General features: G+C 60.4%; 18 protein-coding genes. 11 read left to right on the plus strand and 7 right to left on the minus strand.

The annotated features are described in order from the left end of the window. Window positions 1-37 precede the first annotated feature (37 nt). From CKA81_RS15420 to CKA81_RS15430, 3 genes are all read left to right on the plus strand, one after another. A complete protein-coding gene (locus tag CKA81_RS15420) occupies window positions 38-643 on the plus strand; it encodes a 2-hydroxychromene-2-carboxylate isomerase (RefSeq protein WP_128356086.1) in 606 nt (201 codons plus the stop codon). 21 nt (window positions 644-664) lie between these two features. Then, window positions 665-1,873 carry a CaiB/BaiF CoA transferase family protein gene (locus CKA81_RS15425; protein ID WP_128356087.1) on the plus strand — a complete coding sequence of 403 codons (1,209 nt, stop codon included), beginning with the start codon at window positions 665-667 and terminating at the stop codon, window positions 1,871-1,873. Between the two features lie 100 nt (window positions 1,874-1,973). Next, entirely contained in the window at window positions 1,974-2,690 is a 717-nt protein-coding gene (locus CKA81_RS15430; protein WP_128356088.1) for a TerC family protein, read from the plus strand. Here CKA81_RS15430 and CKA81_RS15435 read toward each other — a convergent pair. The 3 genes from CKA81_RS15435 to CKA81_RS15445 form a co-directional block, all read right to left on the minus strand. Then, the gene (locus CKA81_RS15435) at window positions 2,682-2,951 is read right to left on the minus strand and encodes a hypothetical protein (protein WP_128356089.1); all 270 of its coding nucleotides are present in this window, start codon (window positions 2,949-2,951) and stop codon (window positions 2,682-2,684) included. The genes CKA81_RS15430 and CKA81_RS15435 overlap by 9 nt on opposite strands. Window positions 2,952-3,013: 62 nt before the next feature. Next, window positions 3,014-3,664: a phosphoribosyltransferase gene (locus CKA81_RS15440; RefSeq protein ID WP_128356090.1), complete on the minus strand. Its 651-nt coding sequence runs from the start codon at window positions 3,662-3,664 to the stop codon at window positions 3,014-3,016. 22 nt (window positions 3,665-3,686) lie between these two features. After that, the gene (locus CKA81_RS15445) at window positions 3,687-3,923 is read right to left on the minus strand and encodes a hypothetical protein (protein WP_128356091.1); all 237 of its coding nucleotides are present in this window, start codon (window positions 3,921-3,923) and stop codon (window positions 3,687-3,689) included. A 93-nt stretch (window positions 3,924-4,016) separates the two neighbouring features. Here CKA81_RS15445 and CKA81_RS15450 point away from each other — a divergent pair, with 93 nt between their 5' ends. Further along, on the plus strand, window positions 4,017-5,102 hold the full coding sequence (locus CKA81_RS15450; protein ID WP_128356092.1) for an FUSC family protein: 1,086 nt from the start codon (window positions 4,017-4,019) through the stop codon (window positions 5,100-5,102). Between the two features lie 59 nt (window positions 5,103-5,161). Here the strand turns inward: CKA81_RS15450 and CKA81_RS15455 are convergent, their stop codons facing one another. After that, window positions 5,162-5,524 carry a DUF4148 domain-containing protein gene (locus CKA81_RS15455; RefSeq protein ID WP_128356093.1) on the minus strand — a complete coding sequence of 121 codons (363 nt, stop codon included), beginning with the start codon at window positions 5,522-5,524 and terminating at the stop codon, window positions 5,162-5,164. A gap of 1,110 nt (window positions 5,525-6,634) precedes the next feature. Here CKA81_RS15455 and acnA point away from each other — a divergent pair. Beyond that, a complete protein-coding gene (gene acnA / locus CKA81_RS15460) occupies window positions 6,635-9,448 on the plus strand; it encodes an aconitate hydratase (protein WP_128356094.1) in 2,814 nt (937 codons plus the stop codon). On the opposite strand, the gene CKA81_RS17125 is transcribed toward acnA, so the two are convergent. Further along, window positions 9,445-9,609 (minus strand): hypothetical protein, encoded by a 165-nt coding sequence (locus tag CKA81_RS17125; protein WP_164878423.1) that lies wholly within the window; start codon window positions 9,607-9,609, stop codon window positions 9,445-9,447. The two genes, acnA and CKA81_RS17125, sit on opposite strands and share 4 nt — an antisense overlap. A 26-nt stretch (window positions 9,610-9,635) precedes the next feature. Here CKA81_RS17125 and CKA81_RS15465 point away from each other — a divergent pair, with 26 nt between their 5' ends. Then, window positions 9,636-9,848, plus strand: a complete 213-nt coding sequence (locus CKA81_RS15465) for a SlyX family protein (protein WP_128356095.1) — start codon at window positions 9,636-9,638, stop codon at window positions 9,846-9,848. A 15-nt stretch (window positions 9,849-9,863) separates the two neighbouring features. On the opposite strand, the gene pdxR is transcribed toward CKA81_RS15465, so the two are convergent. Then, complete coding sequence (gene pdxR / locus CKA81_RS15470) at window positions 9,864-11,300, minus strand: MocR-like pyridoxine biosynthesis transcription factor PdxR (RefSeq protein WP_128356096.1); 1,437 nt, start codon at window positions 11,298-11,300, stop codon at window positions 9,864-9,866. Between the two features lie 111 nt (window positions 11,301-11,411). Between pdxR and CKA81_RS15475 the strand changes: the two genes are divergently transcribed. Together CKA81_RS15475 and CKA81_RS15480 are read left to right on the plus strand one after the other, a co-directional pair. Next, complete coding sequence (locus CKA81_RS15475; RefSeq protein ID WP_128356097.1) at window positions 11,412-11,849, plus strand: carboxymuconolactone decarboxylase family protein; 438 nt, start codon at window positions 11,412-11,414, stop codon at window positions 11,847-11,849. Between the two features lie 27 nt (window positions 11,850-11,876). Continuing rightward, complete coding sequence (locus CKA81_RS15480; protein WP_128356098.1) at window positions 11,877-13,283, plus strand: MFS transporter; 1,407 nt, start codon at window positions 11,877-11,879, stop codon at window positions 13,281-13,283. Between the two features lie 4 nt (window positions 13,284-13,287). Here the strand turns inward: CKA81_RS15480 and CKA81_RS15485 are convergent, their stop codons facing one another. After that, window positions 13,288-14,130 carry an aldo/keto reductase gene (locus CKA81_RS15485; RefSeq protein ID WP_128356099.1) on the minus strand — a complete coding sequence of 281 codons (843 nt, stop codon included), beginning with the start codon at window positions 14,128-14,130 and terminating at the stop codon, window positions 13,288-13,290. 158 nt (window positions 14,131-14,288) lie between these two features. Between CKA81_RS15485 and panB the strand changes: the two genes are divergently transcribed. The 3 genes from panB (at window position 14,289) to rmuC (ending at window position 17,673) form a co-directional block, all read left to right on the plus strand. Then, window positions 14,289-15,110: a 3-methyl-2-oxobutanoate hydroxymethyltransferase gene (gene panB / locus CKA81_RS15490; protein WP_128356100.1), complete on the plus strand. Its 822-nt coding sequence runs from the start codon at window positions 14,289-14,291 to the stop codon at window positions 15,108-15,110. 110 nt (window positions 15,111-15,220) lie between these two features. Continuing rightward, a complete protein-coding gene (locus tag CKA81_RS15495; protein ID WP_128356101.1) occupies window positions 15,221-16,222 on the plus strand; it encodes a LysR family transcriptional regulator in 1,002 nt (333 codons plus the stop codon). Beyond that, complete coding sequence (gene rmuC / locus CKA81_RS15500) at window positions 16,207-17,673, plus strand: DNA recombination protein RmuC (protein WP_128356102.1); 1,467 nt, start codon at window positions 16,207-16,209, stop codon at window positions 17,671-17,673. Before CKA81_RS15495 ends, rmuC begins: the two co-directional genes overlap by 16 nt. The last annotated feature ends 34 nt before the right edge of the window (window positions 17,674-17,707 follow it).

The raw sequence follows: 17,707 nt of genomic DNA on the forward strand, positions 1-17,707 counted from the left end.
GGTCCTGGTGCGTTAGCGCTGCGATACAGAGACACCAATGAAGACAATACGCTACTATCTCGTGCCCAAGTCACCCTGGACCTACCTGGGACACGAGCGCTTGCTCGAGCTTGCCCGCAAGCATGGGGCCGCGATAGAGCCCCGGCCATTCGGACTGACCCAGGCGGTCTTCCCGATTTCGGGCGGGTTGCCGCTCAACGAGCGTCCCGTCCAGCGCCAAGCTTATCGGCTGGTAGAGTTGCAGCGCTGGTCTGATTACCTTGGCTTGCCCCTCACGCTGCACCCCAAGCATTTCCCGGTGGATGATTTGGCCGCCTCGAAGATGATCATCTCGGTCGCACAGGCACACGGAAACGACAGCGCCCTGCGGTTGGCCGGCGCAATGTTGCGAGCTGTCTGGGCAGAGGAGCGCGACATCGCCGACACCGACACCTTGATTCAGCTTGCTAATGAAAGTGGATTGAATGGCGACGCCGTTTACGCCGCGCACGAGAACGGGGCCCCACTTCTCGAGCGCTATACCCAAGAAGCCATCGACTTGAAGGTTTTTGGTGCCCCCTGGTATGAATACAACGGGGAGTCTTTCTGGGGCCAGGACCGCCTGGATTTCCTTGATCGTGCGCTGGCTGCTCCGGCGCGGTAGATTCTTGTTCGTAAGGTTCGCATGAAGACATCAACCAGCGGCGCGCTTCCTCTGGAAGGCATCAAGGTCATCGAGATGGGGCAACTGATAGCCGGCCCATTCGCAGGCAAGATACTGGGCGACTTCGGTGCGGACGTCATCAAGCTCGAACCGCCGGTAACCGGCGATCCCTTGCGCAAATGGCGCTTGCTGCATGAGGGCACATCGGTCTGGTGGCAGGTGCAGTCCCGCAACAAGCGCTCGGTCACGCTGGACTTGCGTCAACCGGAAGGCCAGGACATCGCCCGCAGGCTGATCGCCGAAGCCGATGTCCTGATCGAGAACTTCAGGCCTGGGACTCTGGAAGGCTGGGGCATGGGCTGGGAAGCCCTGCAGACGCTGAATCCGCGCTTGATCATGCTGCGCGTCTCGGGCTATGGACAAACGGGGCCTTATCGCGACTTGCCTGGCTTTGGACTGATCGGCGAAGCGATGGGCGGCCTGCGTTATCTTTGCGGCGAGCCGGGACGCCCGCCTGTGCGGGCGGGGATCTCCATTGGGGATTCCCTGGCAGGCCTGCATGGCGTCATCGGGGTGCTGATGGCGCTGATCCATCGCAGCAAGGCCGGCGGCCAGGGGCAAATGATAGATGTGGCCCTGTACGAGTCAGTCTTCAACATGATGGAAAGTTTGCTGCCCGAGTACAGTGCCTTCGGTGCCGTGCGTGAGCCGTCCGGCAGCAGCCTGCCGGGTATCGCCCCCAGCAATGCCTACCCGTGCCGCGATGGAAAGTACGCACTGGTTGCCGGTAACGGCGACAGCATCTTCAAGCGCCTGATGCAGGCGATAGGGCGCAACGATCTCGCAGAAGACCCGGAACTCGCGCAAAACGATGGGCGGGCAAGTCGTGCATCCGAAATTGACGCCGCCATAGGACAGTGGACGATGCAACGGGGGCTGCAAGAAGTGCTGGACGTGCTTAACGCTGCCAGAGTGCCAGTGGGGCGCATCTATACGGCTGAAGATATTGCTGCGGATCCGCATTACCGGGAACGCGACATGATTCTCGAAAGCACCTTGCCCGACGGCAAGCGGGTGGATGTCCCTGGCATTATTCCCAAGCTGGGAAGTACGCCCGGACGCGTCAGGCGCGAGGCCCCGCTGCTGGGCGAGCATACCGACAGCCTGCTTGAGTCCATGGGGATCAGCGAGGCAAGCCGTGACGAACTGCGCCGCCGAGGCGTGATCTAGCGTCCTTGCCACGAGCCCGCTGGGGGAATACTATGGATACATATCGTAATATGTAGGTGGCCGGACCATCCCTATCCGGCTGCACAGCCACGAGGCCGACATGATCGCGTTCTTCCAAGAGCTTAGCTGGATCACCGTATTCCAAATTATTATGGTCGATGTCCTGCTGGGCGGAGACAACGCCGTGGTTATCGCGCTGGCATGTCGCAATCTGCCACCCAAGCGGCGCATGCAAGGCATACTGTGGGGCACCGGGGGGGCGATCGCACTTCGGGTCGTGTTGATCTTCTTCGCGCTGACCTTGCTGGCGCTACCTTTCGTTAAAATCGTAGGCGGGCTGCTGTTGCTCTGGATCGGCATCAAGCTATTGATACCTGAAGAGCACACCGGCGATATCCAGGGAAGCAGTTCTTTGCTGACTGCCATCAAGACGATTATTGCCGCCGACTTTGTCATGAGCCTGGATAACGTGGTGGCGATCGCTGGCGCGGCGCAACGCGCACACGCTGATCATCAAATGACCCTGATCATCTTTGGCTTACTCGTCAGTGTTCCCATCATTATCTGGGGCAGCACACTATTGCTGCGCTTGCTCGATCGCTTTCCCATCATCGTCACCTTGGGCGCCGGCCTGCTCGGCTGGATAGCCGGCGGCATGCTGCTGACCGACGTTTTTGTCTTCCGTTTTTTCGGGCCACCCGATACGCTTACCAAGGTGGCGGTCGAAGTTTTCTGTGCGGCCCTGGTCATGGCCACGGGTCACTGGATTGCTTCCCGGCACCATGCCGAGCGCGACGAAGTCCAGCGTTCAGCGTGAGTCCTCAGAGCTTCCTGACCGATTATCCACCGGCGGAGCGTCCGGCGTGGCTCGGCCCGGGTCGGCCGCATCTTCCGCTTCCAGTCCGGGCGGAAAATTCGCCTTCGTGGTTGGCGAGTTCGGATCCACTGGCGCGTTCATCATCGATCGATGTTCGCCCTTGATCTTGTTCTTTACTTTTTGGTGATCCTTCTCACTGGTTTCCTTCTGGAAAGAATCCTTGCGGACATCCGTTTGCGGCTGTTCAGACTTGGAAGGCATAAGACACCTCGTGGTTAGGCATGCTCGGACATGCGCATCAAGGCAATTGTCGTACCCGAGTGCTAGGCGCTCCTGCTTCTGGCGAGCAACTCGGTGACCTGTGCGTCGCTGGTTTGGGGGAAGCTCACATACCAGAGGCCCACGGCACGAAATATGGCCGGGGTGGCCAGGCACACAATACGATCGGCCTCCCGGCGAATTAACTGGTGAGCCTCCGACGATGCAACTGGCACCGCAGCCACAATCAGGGCCGGATCTTGTTGGCGTATGGCCATGATGGCTGCCTGCATGGTGGATCCCGTCGCAAGCCCATCGTCCACGACAATGATGGTTCTATCGGCGACCACAGGGGGTGGCCGATCACCGCGATACGCATCCACCCGACGGTCCAGCTCCGCGCTTTCGATCTCTATTACCTGGGCGATGGCTTCCTGCCGGATGTTCAATGCGCATACCACATCCTGTTTCAGTATGGTGATGCCTCCCGGGGCGATGGCGCCCATGGCATATTCCCGGTTCATGGGCGCGCCCAGCTTGCGCACCACCAGCACATCCAACGGCGCATGCAACCTTGCCGCAACTTCGTAGGCGACGGGCACGCCGCCACGAGGCAGCCCCAGTACCAGCAAGTTGCCATGGCGCCCGTAATCTTGTAGCAAAGCGTCGGCCAACTGCCGGCCGGCATCTGCCCGATCCGTGAACAGGGCATTCATGCATGCTCTTCAGATAAGTGGGTTATTTTCCAGAGGGCTTCTTTTCCAGGAAGGCGGGCGTGTCGTCGCGCGGGCTCAGTCCGGAAGGGGCATCCTCGGACGCTTGCGGATTGGGGTTCCCGTCGAAACGTGTGGCCTTGTGCTGTGGCTCGACGTCCGATTTGGCGGTGTCCGGCGCCGGCTGGTCACGCGTCTTATTGCCCGGATCGGTTGCGGACGGCGCTGAGGAATTGTCCGGGCGCTCAGGTAATTCAGACATACGATTCTCCTCAAAGTTTATTGGTCAACCTTGCGAAGGGCAGCAAATGTAGTGCCTGACCAAAAGACGGCATGGCAGTTGCCTCTACGTCGCATGCAAATTTTTCGAAACTATCGGGATGCCATCAAGAGATGGTTGCGGTACGACGAGGTTCGAATACCCGTGCAGACCGCAAGCGCTGTATTGCTCGCTTACGTTGTGGGTAGCATCGTTGATCCCGAGAACATATCGTGGGCGGTGTTTTCATCGCTCTTTGTCGTCCAGGCCAGCATAGGCGGGACCGTTAGCGCCGCACTGGGGCGCATGGCGGGCGCACTATTGGGCGCCGCGCTTGCGGTGTTGCTCGTTATGGTGCTTGGCGAGGGCAACTGGCGTAGCGCACTCGCGCTGGTGATAGGTGTCGGCTTCATGAGCGTCTTGACGGCACGCTGGCCGATTTTGGGATACGGGTTGGTGACCGTGACCATCATTGCCGTTGCGCCGGAGTTCGCACTGGTCGAGGGCGCTTTCAAGAAGGTAGTGGCAATCGTCGTTGGCTCCAGTTGCGGGATAGCTGCGGCTTTTGCTGTCCTGCCCATGTCGGCATGTCGATCCCAGCAAGCTTATCTGGCTGCGGCCTTGCGATCTTGTGGCGACTTTGTGGTCGAGTGTACGAGCTGTCTGGTGGGAGGGCGCGAGGGCAAGAACCGCAGTTCCGACCGTCTTATCGGCAGAGCCCTGGACGGCGCGCGTGAAATGTCGCGTCAGGCTCGGATCGAAGCAAAGGCCCCCATCATGCGCCATGGATTCTCTGTCGACGCGCTCCTACCGGAGATCGAGCGCTTCCGCTATACGCTGACGCTACTGGACCGCTACAGCGATGAGCCTATTTCGGAGGAACTGCTAGGACGGCACAAGATGGCGCTGGTGGATCTGGCGGACGATATGGCTCGATGGCTGAAAGTGGCGGCCGACGCGATAGAGTCTGGCCAGGAGTGCACCGACTTGAGGGATGTATGGGGCCGCTATAAGGAGCTTTCAGAGCACATGGACGTAACGGTCGATGAGGGCCGCCTTTCAGCGGGCGACACAGAACGCATGATGGCCTTGAAAGGCGCTTTCTATACGGTGCTTTCCAACATGACGTCGCTTGCCGAGCAGGTTAATCATTGCCGTGATCGGGCGCAGCAGGCCACCTGAATGGCGCTGCCTTGGTGAAGGGGGCGTGCAGCGCCGAAGGCGGGCGCTGCACGGGGCGATCAAGCCTCGATTTGATCAACATTGCCGGACGCCAGGTACTCGTGCAGTTCGTTGACGACTTGAGCGCGGGTCTTGGTGCTTTCAGCGGCTGCGACGGGCGGATAGTCCAGTTCGCCTTGGCTTAGTTCACCAGCGGCGCGTGCGGCTGCCAGTTCGGCCAGTACTTGGTCGCGGCTTTTGCTTTCGCTGGAAACGATTGCTGGCGGGTAGTTGAGTTCGCCGCGGGTAAGCTGGCCGCTTTCACGGGCTTGCTGAAGCTCGGCAACGACTTGAGCGCGGGTGACTGTGGTGGTTTGCTCGGCTTGTGCTGCCCCTGCAAACATGGCTGCGGAGATGATGAGGGTGGTGGCTACGGTTTTCATACTGAACTCCAATGAGGTAGATGGATTAAGGTATCGGGATGCTGGCTTGTGGCCGGCAATGTGTGTCTCGATGGGTTCCAGTATGCAGATCGAATCACTAGGGATAAACCCTGGTTTGCGGGAAACATAGTTCCATTAAAGCGAACAATGAGTGCGTTTCATAGGGGATTAGGCTGAGGCTATGACGGTCATTGAGGAAATTGTTCGCGTTTTCCTTTTGATTCGATGTTTCTTTTGGACTGATTAGTCTTTCTGAGGCTGGCACTTCACTGTCGTTTTCTAAACCCGGCCTGAGGTGGGTGGGGCTGGCTGGGCTCGACGGTCACGGCCCCGGCTTGCGCCGGGGCAAACCTTGCGTCAGCGCCACGGCGGGGCGCCTGCGGAACTCGCAACGTCGGGGCAGTGCCCCGACAAGCGCGTTGCTCGGTCAGCCGCAGGCTTGCCTCCCCGCCGCGACACTGCCACAAGGCGTGCCCTAAAGCCGCCCAGCCAGCCCCACCCACCCCAGGCCTCCGATGGAGATAATTGACGCAGTGATACTGACGTCCCGCTGGACTGCAGGCTTGGCCGCTTGATCGGCACTCCGGTTTTGTGAAGGACTATTGGGCGAGGTGGATTCGGCGGTCCGTATTGACTGACAATGATTCAAAGCGAGGTCTCGCGCATGCACCTTCTCTCTGTCCCCCGTTCAAGATCGACCCCGGTACTTCAGAGTCCGAGGCCACGGCAAGGCAGCGTGGATCAATTGGATAGATTGCAAAAGGCGTGCACGGGCAGGTGGCGGGGTGGCGCATTGGGCACGCCGGCTGTCAGTGCGGATCAGGGATGCAAGGCCGCGACTGTTTGAGGCGGGTGCTTTGGATAGCCCGGGGGGCTATCCATCCGCCGAGTTTCGCGGCCGCCCTGATCCGTGCTGATAGCCGGGAAGTCCGGCTTGCCGGACCGTGACCATTAAGCCGCCCCGCCACCTGCCCGTGCGCGCCTTCTTAAGAAACCAATAACAACATCACCAAAGAACAGTAAGCCCATTCTTTATCGCCAGTCTCGATCGTGATATGGTGGGAATCTCACCAGTAGTCGGGTATGCCCAATACACAGGAGGATTCCGTTATGGCCAGTATCGATTCGTTCGGCGCTAAAAGCGTCTTGGACGTTGCAGGGAAGTCTTATGAAATATACCGTCTGGACGCCGTAGCAAAGGCCGGCCTGGACGTAGCGAGCCTTCCTTACAGCCTCAAGATCCTCCTCGAGAATCTCCTGCGTACCGAAAACGGCTCCGACATCACGGCGGACGACATACGGGCCCTGGCCGGTTGGGATGCCAATGCGGAACCCAATCGAGAAATCGCATTCACGCCTGCGCGCGTGGTCCTGCAAGACTTTACCGGTGTGCCGGCAGTTGTCGACTTGGCGGCCATGCGCGAAGCCATGCAGGATTTGGGCGGCGATCCCAGTCGCATCAACCCGCTGGCGCCGGTTGAGCTGGTTATCGACCACTCGGTTATTGTGGATGCGTTTGGCACCAATCAATCTTTCCAGCGCAACGTCGACATCGAATATGGCCGCAATATAGAGCGTTACCAGTTCCTGCGCTGGGGGCAGAATGCCTTTGATGACTTCAAGGTCGTCCCCCCGGGAACCGGCATTGTGCACCAGGTCAACCTGGAGCATCTTTCGCGCGTGGTGTTTACGCAGCCGGGCGAGGGCATCACGGCGGCTTACCCCGATACCTGTGTCGGGACCGACTCGCATACTCCTATGGTCAATGGTTTGGGCGTCGTTGCCTGGGGCGTGGGCGGTATCGAGGCCGAGGCGGCCATGCTGGGCCAGCCCATTTCCATGCTGATTCCTCGCGTGGTGGGCTTCAAGCTTACGGGCTCGTTGCCGGAAGGCGCCACGGCCACCGACCTGGTGCTGACCATTACCGAAAGGCTGCGCCAGCACCGCGTGGTCGGAAAGTTCGTTGAATTTTACGGGCCGGGCGTGGCGGCAGTGCCGCTGGCCAATCGCGCGACCATCGGCAATATGAGCCCGGAATACGGCTCCACGATTTCCATCTTCCCCATTGATGATGTCACGCTGCGCTATCTCGAACTTACCGGCCGCTCGGCCGAGCAAATCGCCTTGGTCGAAGCTTATGCCAAGGCGCAAGGCATGTGGCACGATCCGCAAGCCGAGCCGCGGTTTTCCGAAAAGCTGGAGCTGGACCTGTCCACGGTGGTGCCGTCCATCGCTGGTCCCAAGCGGCCACAGGACCGCATCGCGCTGACCGACTCGCGAGACTCATTCCGTGCCGCCTTGACGACGTTGATAGGCGAGCCGAAGCAAAAGCCCCAGGGTTACGACAAGGCAGTCGCCGAGTCCTTCCCCGCGTCCGACCCTCCTGCCTATGAAGACTCCGACAAGCGCTCCGAGTTGCCTACGGACCATATGGACGAACCGTCGGCGGGTGCTGGGCGGGCAAGAAATCCCGCTGCCATCACCTTTCCCGATGGCAGCAAGGGCCAGGTGGATCACGGGTCGGTGGTTATTGCCGCCATCACTTCGTGTACCAATACGTCCAATCCCACCGTCATGATCGCGGCGGCTCTGCTGGCCAAGAAGGCGGTCGAGAAAGGCCTTAACCGCAAGCCTTGGGTCAAGACCAGCCTGGCGCCTGGGTCCCGCGTCGTCACCGACTACTACGAGAAGGCCGGCCTGACCCCTTACCTGGAAGCATTGGGCTTTAATCTGGTCGGGTACGGCTGTACGACTTGCATAGGCAACTCGGGCCCGCTGATTCCCGAAGTCAGCCAGGCTGTGAACAGTAACGATCTGGCAGTTGTGTCGGTACTGTCGGGCAACCGCAACTTCGAAGGCCGTATCCACGCCGAAGTCAAGATGAACTACCTGATGTCACCACCCCTGGTGGTTGCCTATGCGCTTGCCGGCACCATGGACATCGACATGTTCAAAGAGCCCCTGGGCACAGGCAAGGACGGTCAGCCGGTCTATCTGCGCGACATCTGGCCTTCTTCCGCCGAAGTCGCGTCTGTGGTCGAGTCGTCCATCGTTTCCGATATGTTCAAAACCGGCTACGCCGATGTATTCGCCGGCGACGAGCGCTGGCAACAACTGCCTACGCCGGATGGCGACATTTTTGAATGGGATGCGGCTTCGACCTACGTGCGCAAGCCGCCGTATTTCGTCGGCATGCCGCATGCGCCCGAGCCGGTCACTGACATCGCCGGCGCGCGCGTGCTGGCCAAGCTGGGCGATTCGGTCACCACCGACCACATCAGCCCTGCAGGATCCATTGCCAAGAACTCGCCCGCTGCAGTCTATTTAATGGAGCATGGCGTGGCACAGCCGGACTTTAACTCGTATGGGTCGCGGCGCGGCAACCACGAGGTCATGATCCGAGGCACATTTGCCAACGTGCGATTGCGCAATCAGCTGGCTCCGGGTACCGAGGGCGGCTACACGCGCGACTTTACGCAGCCTGACGCGCCCGTTACGTCCATCTTTGATGCCTCGCGATCCTATCTCGCAGCCGGCACGCCGCTGGTGATACTTGCCGGCAAGGAATACGGGTCGGGATCATCGCGCGACTGGGCCGCCAAGGGGACCGTGTTGCTGGGTGTGCGCGCAGTCATCGCCGAATCATACGAGCGTATCCACCGCTCTAACCTGCTGGGCATGGGCGTCCTGCCACTGCAATACCAGGAGGGCCAAGACGCGCAGGTACTGGGGCTGACCGGCGAAGAGACCTTTGACATCATCGGCGTGTCCGCACTGAACGACGGCGGTATCCCAGCGACGGTGAAGGTCAGGGCGGGCGCCAAAGAGTTCGACGCCTTGCTGCGTATCGACACCCCCAGTGAAGCCGCCTACTACCGGCATGGCGGCATCATGCAATACGTATTGCGCAGCTTGCTGAACTAAGACCTGGTCGACCCTGCGGCGGGCGTGCGCGCCTGTCGCAGCGGCGCACGATATTGCTGGTCCGACACCTTGCCGACATGGCTTAACAAGACGGCGTTTGCCCAGCCATGGTAAGCGGCAAACAGGGCGAGCTGCGAGCTTGCAGTCGGTTCGGCGTTCATCGTCATCCCCCAAGGAAAAATGTATTGTGACACTGGAAGAACGTCTGGTCGAAATCGAGTTGAAGCTGACGGCGCAGGAAGACCTGGTGCAAACGCTGAACGAACAGGTGTATCAGCAACAGAAGCAGTTGAGCGACCTCAAGGCGTTGTGTGCGGCCTTGGTAAAACGCCTGGGCGAAGTAGCCGACGACAGTGGGGCCGCTGACGCCTACACGCACGAGCGCCCGCCGCACTATTGAGCCGACGCGCGAGCACTAGCGCAGCGATTGAGGCAGGATGCCGGCCAGTATGTCCAATGCTTTCTCGATCTCGTGGACTTCGATATTGCCGTAGCCGAACAGCAAGCCCGGTTCTGCGGGCCGCTCGATATAAAACTGCGATAGACCATGCAGTCCGATAGACGCTTGCTCCGCCGCCATCCTCAAGGCGTCTTCCGCCACGGGCCGGCTGAAGCGGGCGCCCATATGGATGCCCGCCGCCTGCTTGGGTGGCTGGAACCACGCGGCCAAGGGGCCTTGTAAATGCTTCAGGAGGGTTTGTCTTCTTGCGGTATACAGCTTGTGCATACGGCGCAGGTGGCGCGCGAACTCTCCGCCGAGCATGAAGTGCGCAAGGGCCGCCTGGGTAAGGGTGCAGCCATGCCAGTCGACGATCTGCTTGGCTTTAAGCAAGGCCGGTGCAAGGCTGGCGGGCGCCAGCATATAGCCCATGCGCAACTCGGGGAAGATGGTTTTTGAAAACGTGCCGACATAGGCGACGAGCCCTGCGGGATCGAGTGACTTCAGTGGTTCCAGCGGTCGGCCTTCGAAACGAAACTCGCCGTCGTAGTCGTCTTCGATGATTACGGCATCCCGACGCTTGGCCCATTCCAGCAATTGCAGCCGACGTTCAACGCCCATGGGCATGCCCAGGGGAAATTGGTGCGATGGCGTGACATAAACCAGCCGTGCCTTGCCCGGTAGCCGCTCAACAATCAAGCCTTGCTCGTCAACCGGAACAGGAACGACGCGGGCGCCCTGGGCGATAAAGCTGGCCCTGGCCGGTGGATAGCACGGGTCTTCCACAGCAACGACGTCTCCGGGCTGGATCATGACGCGAGCCAGGAGATCCAGCGCCTGCTGTGCGCCTTGTGTCACGATGACTTCTTGCCATGAGCAGACTAGCGCCCGACTGAAGCCGAGGTAGCGGGAGATCGCCAGCCGGAGGGATGGGTCGCCACCCGGCTCGCGGTAGCCGCTGCCATCGCGCAGTTGCTGTCGCAATGCATGCAACAGGCTGCGGCGCCAACTGGCGGCGGGAAAGCGGCTCTTGTCGGTGACACCGCCGGCGAAGTCCATGGCGAGCGCCGGCCCGGGCCGACGCATGACTATTGGTTCGGGCAAGCTGCGCCATACCGGACTGGGCATGGCACGCGTGGCGACAGGCTTGGTCTTCCTTGATGGCAGCCCCGTCATGGCGTCGGCCACGAAGGTTCCCGAGCCGCTGCGCGCATACAGAAAGCCCTCTGCCATCAGGCGTTCATAGACATCAAGCGTGGTCTTGCGCGACACGCCCAACTGGGCTGCCAGCAACCGGGACGAAGGCAACCTTTCGCGCGATGCCAACCTTCCTTCCAGGATGCCACTACGGATCTGGCGATAGATTTGACCAGTCAGATCGCTGCCAGCGTGCACGGTTAGATGGATATCCAAAGTGGCTACCTGTAAATATACAAAAATGGCTATTTTCAGGTGCCAGTCTACTTCCTACACTGCGTGATGTCGATCTGACATTTTGTTTACCGCAACGTTAAGGAGCAAGAAATGGAACTACGTCTGGACTTTGCCAAGACTGGGCCGGCGGCTTACCAAGCCATGCTGGGCCTGGAAAAAGCTGTCGACAAATCCGGCATCGAGAAACCGCTGGCCGAGCTGGTAAGGCTGCGTGCCTCGCAAATCAATGGCTGCGCCTACTGCGCCGATATGCATGCCTCCGACGCCCGCAAACGTGGCGAGACGGACAGGCGCCTCGATACCTTGGTGGCATGGCGCGAAGCGCCGTTCTTTACGGATCGGGAGCGGGCCGCGCTGGAATGGACTGAGTCGCTTACACTGATTGCCCAGAACCATGTGCCCGACCAAGTGTGGCAAGCAGTGCGGCCGCATTTCAGTGATCAGGAACTCGTGGATCTGACTTTATTGATCGTCGCGATCAACGGATGGAACCGCCTTGCCGTATCCTTCCGAAAAATGCCCGCATAGGGCGTGTCATTGTCAGTGGTAACGGGTATGCACAGGAAACATTCGGGATCGTGGTCGGAGCTTCTATGGGGACGCAATGGCTTGCGTTCCTTGGCTTTGGCCGGGGGTGTAGCCCTACACGCCGTCAATGTCTACATTGTTACCACTATTCTCCCTTCGGTCGTGCAAGATATCGGCGGCCTGGAGTACTACGCCTGGAACACCACGCTGTTCGTCGTCGCCTCCATCCTCGGCTCGGCACTGTCGCCCAAGGCCATGGATTTTTTTGGGCTGCGGCGCAGCTTCCTGGTCACGATCGCCATATTTGTTTGCGGCACAATGGTGTGCGCTGTTGCTCCAACGATGCCATGGATGCTGGTGGGGCGTACCATCCAGGGCCTTGGCGGCGGACTGTTGTTGGGCCTGTGCTATTCCGCGGTGCGGGTGATGTTCGAAGAGCGCCTGTGGTCCCGCGCCATGGTGCTGGTGTCCAGCATGTGGGGCATTGCCACCTTGGCCGGGCCAGCAATTGGCGGCATCTTTGCGCAAACGGGGCATTGGCGCTGGGCCTTCTGGGCGGTGCTGCCGCTGGCGGCCGGCCTGGCCTTGCTGGTGTTCACGCAGGTGGGGCCGGCCATGGCCTCGGGCGGGGCGCGCGTGCGCGCGCCCTTGGGCAAGATTTCGTTGCTGGCGTTGTCGGTGCTGTTGGTGTCTGTCGCCAGTCTGTCGGAATTCTGGGTTTGGAATCTGGCCGGCATTGTGGCCGGCGTTGGCATGACGGCTTTTATCGCCTACGCCGACAAGCACGCCGACACGCGGCTTTTCCCTACAGGTTCGTACTCGCCCCGTACGGCCCTGGGCAGCCTGTACGCCTGTATTTGCCTGCTTAGCATAGGCGTAACGACCGAGATCTACATCCCCTACTTCCTGCAGCTTATCCACGGCAAAAGCCCGCTGGTGGCCGGCTACTGGGCCGCCCTGATGTCGGCAGGCTGGACGGCCGGCTCCTTCATCAGTTCCGGGCGCTCGGACCGCATGGTGAATCGCCTGATACTTGCTGGGCCTCTTGTTTCAACCGCGGCCCTGTTGATGCTCGCGGGCCTGATGCCGCTGCTGGCCTTGTCGCAAGATGGTGGCGGCGCGTATTGGCTGATCGTGCCGCTGTTGGGCGTGGGTCTGGGGGTGGGCCTATGCTGGCCTAACCTCTTGACGCGCGTGTTCCGGTCTGCGCCCAAAGGCCAAGAAAACATCGCCTCAGCGGCAATCACAACGCTGCAGCTCTATGCCATGGCAATGGGCGCGGCGCTGGCCGGGATGGTTGCCAACAGCGCCGGCTTTACCGAGCCCGGCGGCGTACCTGGAGCCCGTCACGCCGCGCTGGCCTTGTTTGCGGTGTTTGCATGTGCGCCTGCCCTGGCGGCCTTATTGAGCGGGCCTGCCAGACGGGCGGTCTGAGTAGTTAACGCTTGATGTCGCGGAAGAGGTCCGGATCTGGCCCCACGCGCCCATCGGGCTGGTCCAGCTCGGCAATAGCCTGCATGTCGGTGTCGTCGAGCACGAAATCGAAAATGCTGGCGTTTTCCTGCATGCGGCTTTGTGTGACCGATTTGGTCAGCACCATATTGCCCAGCTGGACGTGCCAACGCAGCATCACCTGCGCCACAGAGCGGCCATGCTTCTTTGCGATACGCAACAGTTCGGGCTCTTCCCAAAGACGGTTTTGACCCAATGGGCTCCAGGCTTCGGTGATGATGTCGTGCTCGGCATGGAACTCGCGCAGGGCGGCCTGCTGGAAGCGCGGGTGCAGCTCGATCTGGTTGACGACCGGTAGCACGCCCGTTTTGTCCAGCAGCTTCTCAAGATGGTTGACGTTGAAGTTGCAGACGCCAATGGATTTGGCCCTGCCTTCGTCGCGAAGCTGGATCATGCATTCCCAGGCGTCGACGAATTTGTCGACCTTGGGTACCGGCCAGTGAATCAGGTACAGGTCGACGTAATCCAGGCCCAGGCGCTCCAGACTTTCTTCAAACGATGCCTTTGTGCTGTCGTGACCGTGCTTGTCGTTCCAGACTTTGGTGGCAATGAACAGTTCGCTGCGGTCTATGCCCGCTTGGGCGATGCCTTTTCCGACGCCTTCTTCGTTGCCGTAGATGGCTGCGGTGTCTATGGATCGATATCCGAGTTCGAGTGCTTTTTGAACGACCGCGGGTGTGACGTCGTTTTCCACTTGCCAGACGCCAAAGCCCAATTGCGGGGCGCTGCGGCCGTCATGGAAAGAGAGTGTGCGTGGATTGCCAGACATGGGTGCCCTCCGAAATGCTGACTGCGTACAAGGCCGATGCGGACATCGGCGAGTTGTCGTTTTCCTCAATCTAACCGATTATACGGTTGTTGCACTGCGGTAAAGCGTCACTGCCTGTCACGCGATAGCGCTATTCTGTTATTTGTGGAGAGATAAAAATGAGTGTTCATGCCGAGATAAAGCGGATCAGCGTGCCGCAGTTGATGGCCCGTAAAGGGCAGGAAAAAATCGCCGCACTGACGGCTTACACCGCGCCCTTCGCACGTCTGCTTGATCCCATACTCGACATGATTTTGATCGGCGACTCCACTGCCATGGTCGGTTACGGATTGCCGGACACGCTGTCGATCAGCGCAGACCAGCTCGCGGCGCATGCCGCCGCTGTCGTACGTTCCACCAGTCATGCCTGCATCATCGTCGATATGCCCTTTGGCAGTTACCAGGAGTCGCCCCAGCAGGCATTTGCCAATGCCGCCCGCATGCTGGCGGCCAGCGGCGCGGATGGCGTCAAGCTCGAGGGCGGCGCGGTCATGGCCGACACCACGCGCTTCCTGGTTGATCGCGGCATCCCCGTGCTGGCACATGTCGGCCTGATGCCCCAGTACGTCAATACGATGGGCGGGTTCAAGGCCCAAGGCATGACGGACGAATCGGCAGAGGTGATTCTCCGCGATGCCGTCGCGCACGAGCAGGCGGGGGCGTTCGGGCTGGTTCTGGAAGGGATAGCCGAAGGCCTGGGCCGCCGTATCACTGACGCGCTGGCGATCCCTACTATCGGCATAGGCGCCACACCGGCGTGCGACGGACAAATCCTGGTAACCGAGGACATCTTGGGCTTAAGCGGCGACCGCATTCCGAAGTTCGCCCGCCAGTTCGCCGATGTCGGCGCTGTCATACGGACGGCAGTCGAGCAGTATGCAAGCGATGTGCGCAGCGGCGCATTTCCAGCCCCGGAAAACTGCTTTGGCGTAAAGCGATAAGTCAGGTGGCCTTCGGTACAGCAGTTATAAATTCAATAACGGTATACTTTGGCAACATATCTTCTATATGCATAGTTCACCGGCTATGCAGTTACCTATCGGTGCCCTTCATGGAAATCCGCCAGTTGGAAGCCTTCGCAGCCGTGTATTCGGCGGGCAGTGTGACGGCGGCGGGACGATTGCTGGATCGATCCCAGCCTATGGTCAGCCGACAGATCCAGGATCTTGAGCAAGAGCTCGGCTTCACGCTGTTCACTCGTAGCAGGCCCCAGGTCACCTTGACCGACCAGGGTCGGCAGTTCTACGAAGAGGTTCGCACGGTACTGGCCAGCATCCAGCAATTGGACGTCCGTTCACGCGAGATTGCGCGCGGGCAGGCCAAGCCCATGCGCATCGCAGCAACCTATTCCTTGGGGGCTACGCTGGTGGCCTCGGTAGTCGGCGAACTGGAAGGCACCGCCCCGGTTTTCGAGCATAAGCTCTACATCGACACGATGGATTCCGAAGAGACCGTCCAGACCATCAGTGACGGCCGGGCCGACATCGGCGTCGTAAGCCTGCCGGTCGATCTGGGCCGGTGCACCTTGCAGTGGTCGGGCCAGGCTCCCTATCTGCTTGCCATGCCGGTCGACCATCCGTTGGCCGCCTCGCCGACGGTCAAGCTCGATGCGCTGGGCAACAATACGGTTATCACTTTGTCCAATCGGTCGGGCTTGCGTCATCGCCTGTCTACCGCGCTGCTGCGCCCCGGCCTGGCCACACCGCAACGCCGCCACATCGAGACCTCGTCCTCAATGAATGCCCTGATGCTGGTGCGGGCCGGTGTTGGGCTTGCCTTGGTCGACCCCCTTACCGCCACTGTCATGCCGCAAGCCGATGTCGTTTACAAGTCGGTCGACCGATACGTGCCCTACGTGATGGGTGTGATCACGCGCCGTGACCGGGACTTGTCAGCCGATGAGCGTACGCTGATCCAGGCCTTGCGGGAATACGCAAGCCGTTGCGTGCCTCGGTTTATTCCGGGCGATCCGAGCGGCCTACCGGCTGAAGCAGACCCTTTCCTCGAGTCAGCCCCTAAGGGGCCCGAAGGTGAGGCATGCGAGGACTGCTGATCGGTGTGGATCCGGCAGCGTCCCTGGCGCTGGCCGCGCTGGCCGGCTTTCTTGTGGCAGCCCTGATAGGCTGGCGCGTTTGGGCCGCGGCGAATCGGCGCACCGCTCAGGCTTTGGCTGCCGCCGCGCTGGCTGATCGCGAACTGGCGGCCAGCGAGGCCACGATGCACGGCTTGCATGAACGGCTGGACGAGCTGCGGGCAGCGCTGTCCGTGAAAGCGGCAGAGCTTGAACGGATGAGCCGGCAGCGCGAACAAGCTCAGCACGAACTGACGCATCTGCAAGCAGTACATGCCGAAAAGCTGGCCGGCCTGGACGAGCTCAGAGCGGGTCTGCAGCAGTCTCGCGACCACCTGAAGACTGAATTCCAGAACCTTGCAAATCAGATATTGGAAGAGAAGGGACGCACATTCGCGCAGACCAGCCAGAGCTCGCTGGACGCCTTGTTGCAGCCGTTTCGGCAGCAGATCCAGGGCTTCCAGCAACGCGTGAATCAAGTCCATGACGAGACCTTGCGCGGCAATGTCACGCTGGGCTCAGAAATACGGCGGGTGCTGGAGGTGGGTTTGAAGATGAGTGCCGAGGCCAACAACCTGGCCAGCGCGCTCAAAGGCGACAAGAAGACCACCGGGAATTGGGGCGAAGTCCAACTGGAGCGGGCGTTGCAATTGGCCGGGCTGGCCAAGGGCGACCATTACGAGACCCAGGCGCACTTCCGGGATCAGGGCGGAAGCAGCCGCCAGCCCGATTTCGTGATCAAACTGCCCGACGACAAGCACCTGGTGATAGATAGCAAGGTGTCTTTGGTGGATTACGATCGGGCCGTTGGCGCCCAGACCGAAGAAGAGCTGCGCGTCGCGCTGGACGCCCATGTCAAGGCGGTGCGCAATCATATCGACGATTTGTCACGCAAGGACTACAGCAACCTGATTGGCATGCACAGCCCCAGCTTCGTGCTGATGTTCATGCCGGTAGAGCCGGCCTACATCGAAGCCATGAAACACAAGGGTGATCTCTTCGACTATGGCTATCAGCGAAATGTCATCCTCGTGTCTTACACCACATTGATGCCCATCCTGAAAACCGTCGGGAACCTGTGGATGATGGCACGCAGCAACGAGCAGGCGCACGAAATCAGCGCCCGCGCGGGCGATATCTACAACCAGGTCGTGGTGATTGCCGAGCGTCTGAAAAAGCTCGGCGAAACCCTGGCCACCGCAAGCCGGCACTACAACAGTACGGTTACCGCGGTGGCTGGCCAGCAAGGGCTTTATGGCAAGGCGTCACGATTCAGCGAGCTGTCATCGCGAGCCAACAAGACCATGCCGGCAATCGAGCCGCAGCACGTCGACCTGGAGGTCCAGAAGCTTGACCTTGTGCTGCCGGCGGAGCAGAAGGAAACCGGTGCGGAGCTCGCGGGATCGAGCCTTGCTTCATGCTATAAATCGTAGACGGCACCGAGGACGACACCGTGGATGACACCCA

This window comes from Pollutimonas thiosulfatoxidans (assembly GCF_004022565.1).
Classification (GTDB): domain Bacteria; phylum Pseudomonadota; class Gammaproteobacteria; order Burkholderiales; family Burkholderiaceae_B; genus Pusillimonas_D; species Pusillimonas_D thiosulfatoxidans.

Excerpts from the sequence above, each read along its gene's own strand:
- CKA81_RS15420 (WP_128356086.1), top strand. The coding sequence starts at position 38 with ATGAAGACAATACGCTACTATCTCGTGCCCAAGTCACCCTGGACCTAC.
- CKA81_RS15425 (WP_128356087.1), top strand. The coding sequence starts at position 665 with ATGAAGACATCAACCAGCGGCGCGCTTCCTCTGGAAGGCATCAAGGTC.
- CKA81_RS15430 (WP_128356088.1), top strand. The coding sequence starts at position 1,974 with ATGATCGCGTTCTTCCAAGAGCTTAGCTGGATCACCGTATTCCAAATT.
- CKA81_RS15435 (WP_128356089.1), bottom strand. The coding sequence starts at position 2,951 with ATGCCTTCCAAGTCTGAACAGCCGCAAACGGATGTCCGCAAGGATTCT.
- CKA81_RS15440 (WP_128356090.1), bottom strand. The coding sequence starts at position 3,664 with ATGAATGCCCTGTTCACGGATCGGGCAGATGCCGGCCGGCAGTTGGCC.
- CKA81_RS15445 (WP_128356091.1), bottom strand. The coding sequence starts at position 3,923 with ATGTCTGAATTACCTGAGCGCCCGGACAATTCCTCAGCGCCGTCCGCA.
- CKA81_RS15450 (WP_128356092.1), top strand. The coding sequence starts at position 4,017 with ATGCAAATTTTTCGAAACTATCGGGATGCCATCAAGAGATGGTTGCGG.
- CKA81_RS15455 (WP_128356093.1), bottom strand. The coding sequence starts at position 5,524 with ATGAAAACCGTAGCCACCACCCTCATCATCTCCGCAGCCATGTTTGCA.
- acnA (WP_128356094.1), top strand. The coding sequence starts at position 6,635 with ATGGCCAGTATCGATTCGTTCGGCGCTAAAAGCGTCTTGGACGTTGCA.
- CKA81_RS17125 (WP_164878423.1), bottom strand. The coding sequence starts at position 9,609 with ATGAACGCCGAACCGACTGCAAGCTCGCAGCTCGCCCTGTTTGCCGCT.
- CKA81_RS15475 (WP_128356097.1), top strand. The coding sequence starts at position 11,412 with ATGGAACTACGTCTGGACTTTGCCAAGACTGGGCCGGCGGCTTACCAA.
- CKA81_RS15480 (WP_128356098.1), top strand. The coding sequence starts at position 11,877 with ATGCACAGGAAACATTCGGGATCGTGGTCGGAGCTTCTATGGGGACGC.
- CKA81_RS15485 (WP_128356099.1), bottom strand. The coding sequence starts at position 14,130 with ATGTCTGGCAATCCACGCACACTCTCTTTCCATGACGGCCGCAGCGCC.
- panB (WP_128356100.1), top strand. The coding sequence starts at position 14,289 with ATGAGTGTTCATGCCGAGATAAAGCGGATCAGCGTGCCGCAGTTGATG.
- CKA81_RS15495 (WP_128356101.1), top strand. The coding sequence starts at position 15,221 with ATGGAAATCCGCCAGTTGGAAGCCTTCGCAGCCGTGTATTCGGCGGGC.
- rmuC (WP_128356102.1), top strand. The coding sequence starts at position 16,207 with ATGCGAGGACTGCTGATCGGTGTGGATCCGGCAGCGTCCCTGGCGCTG.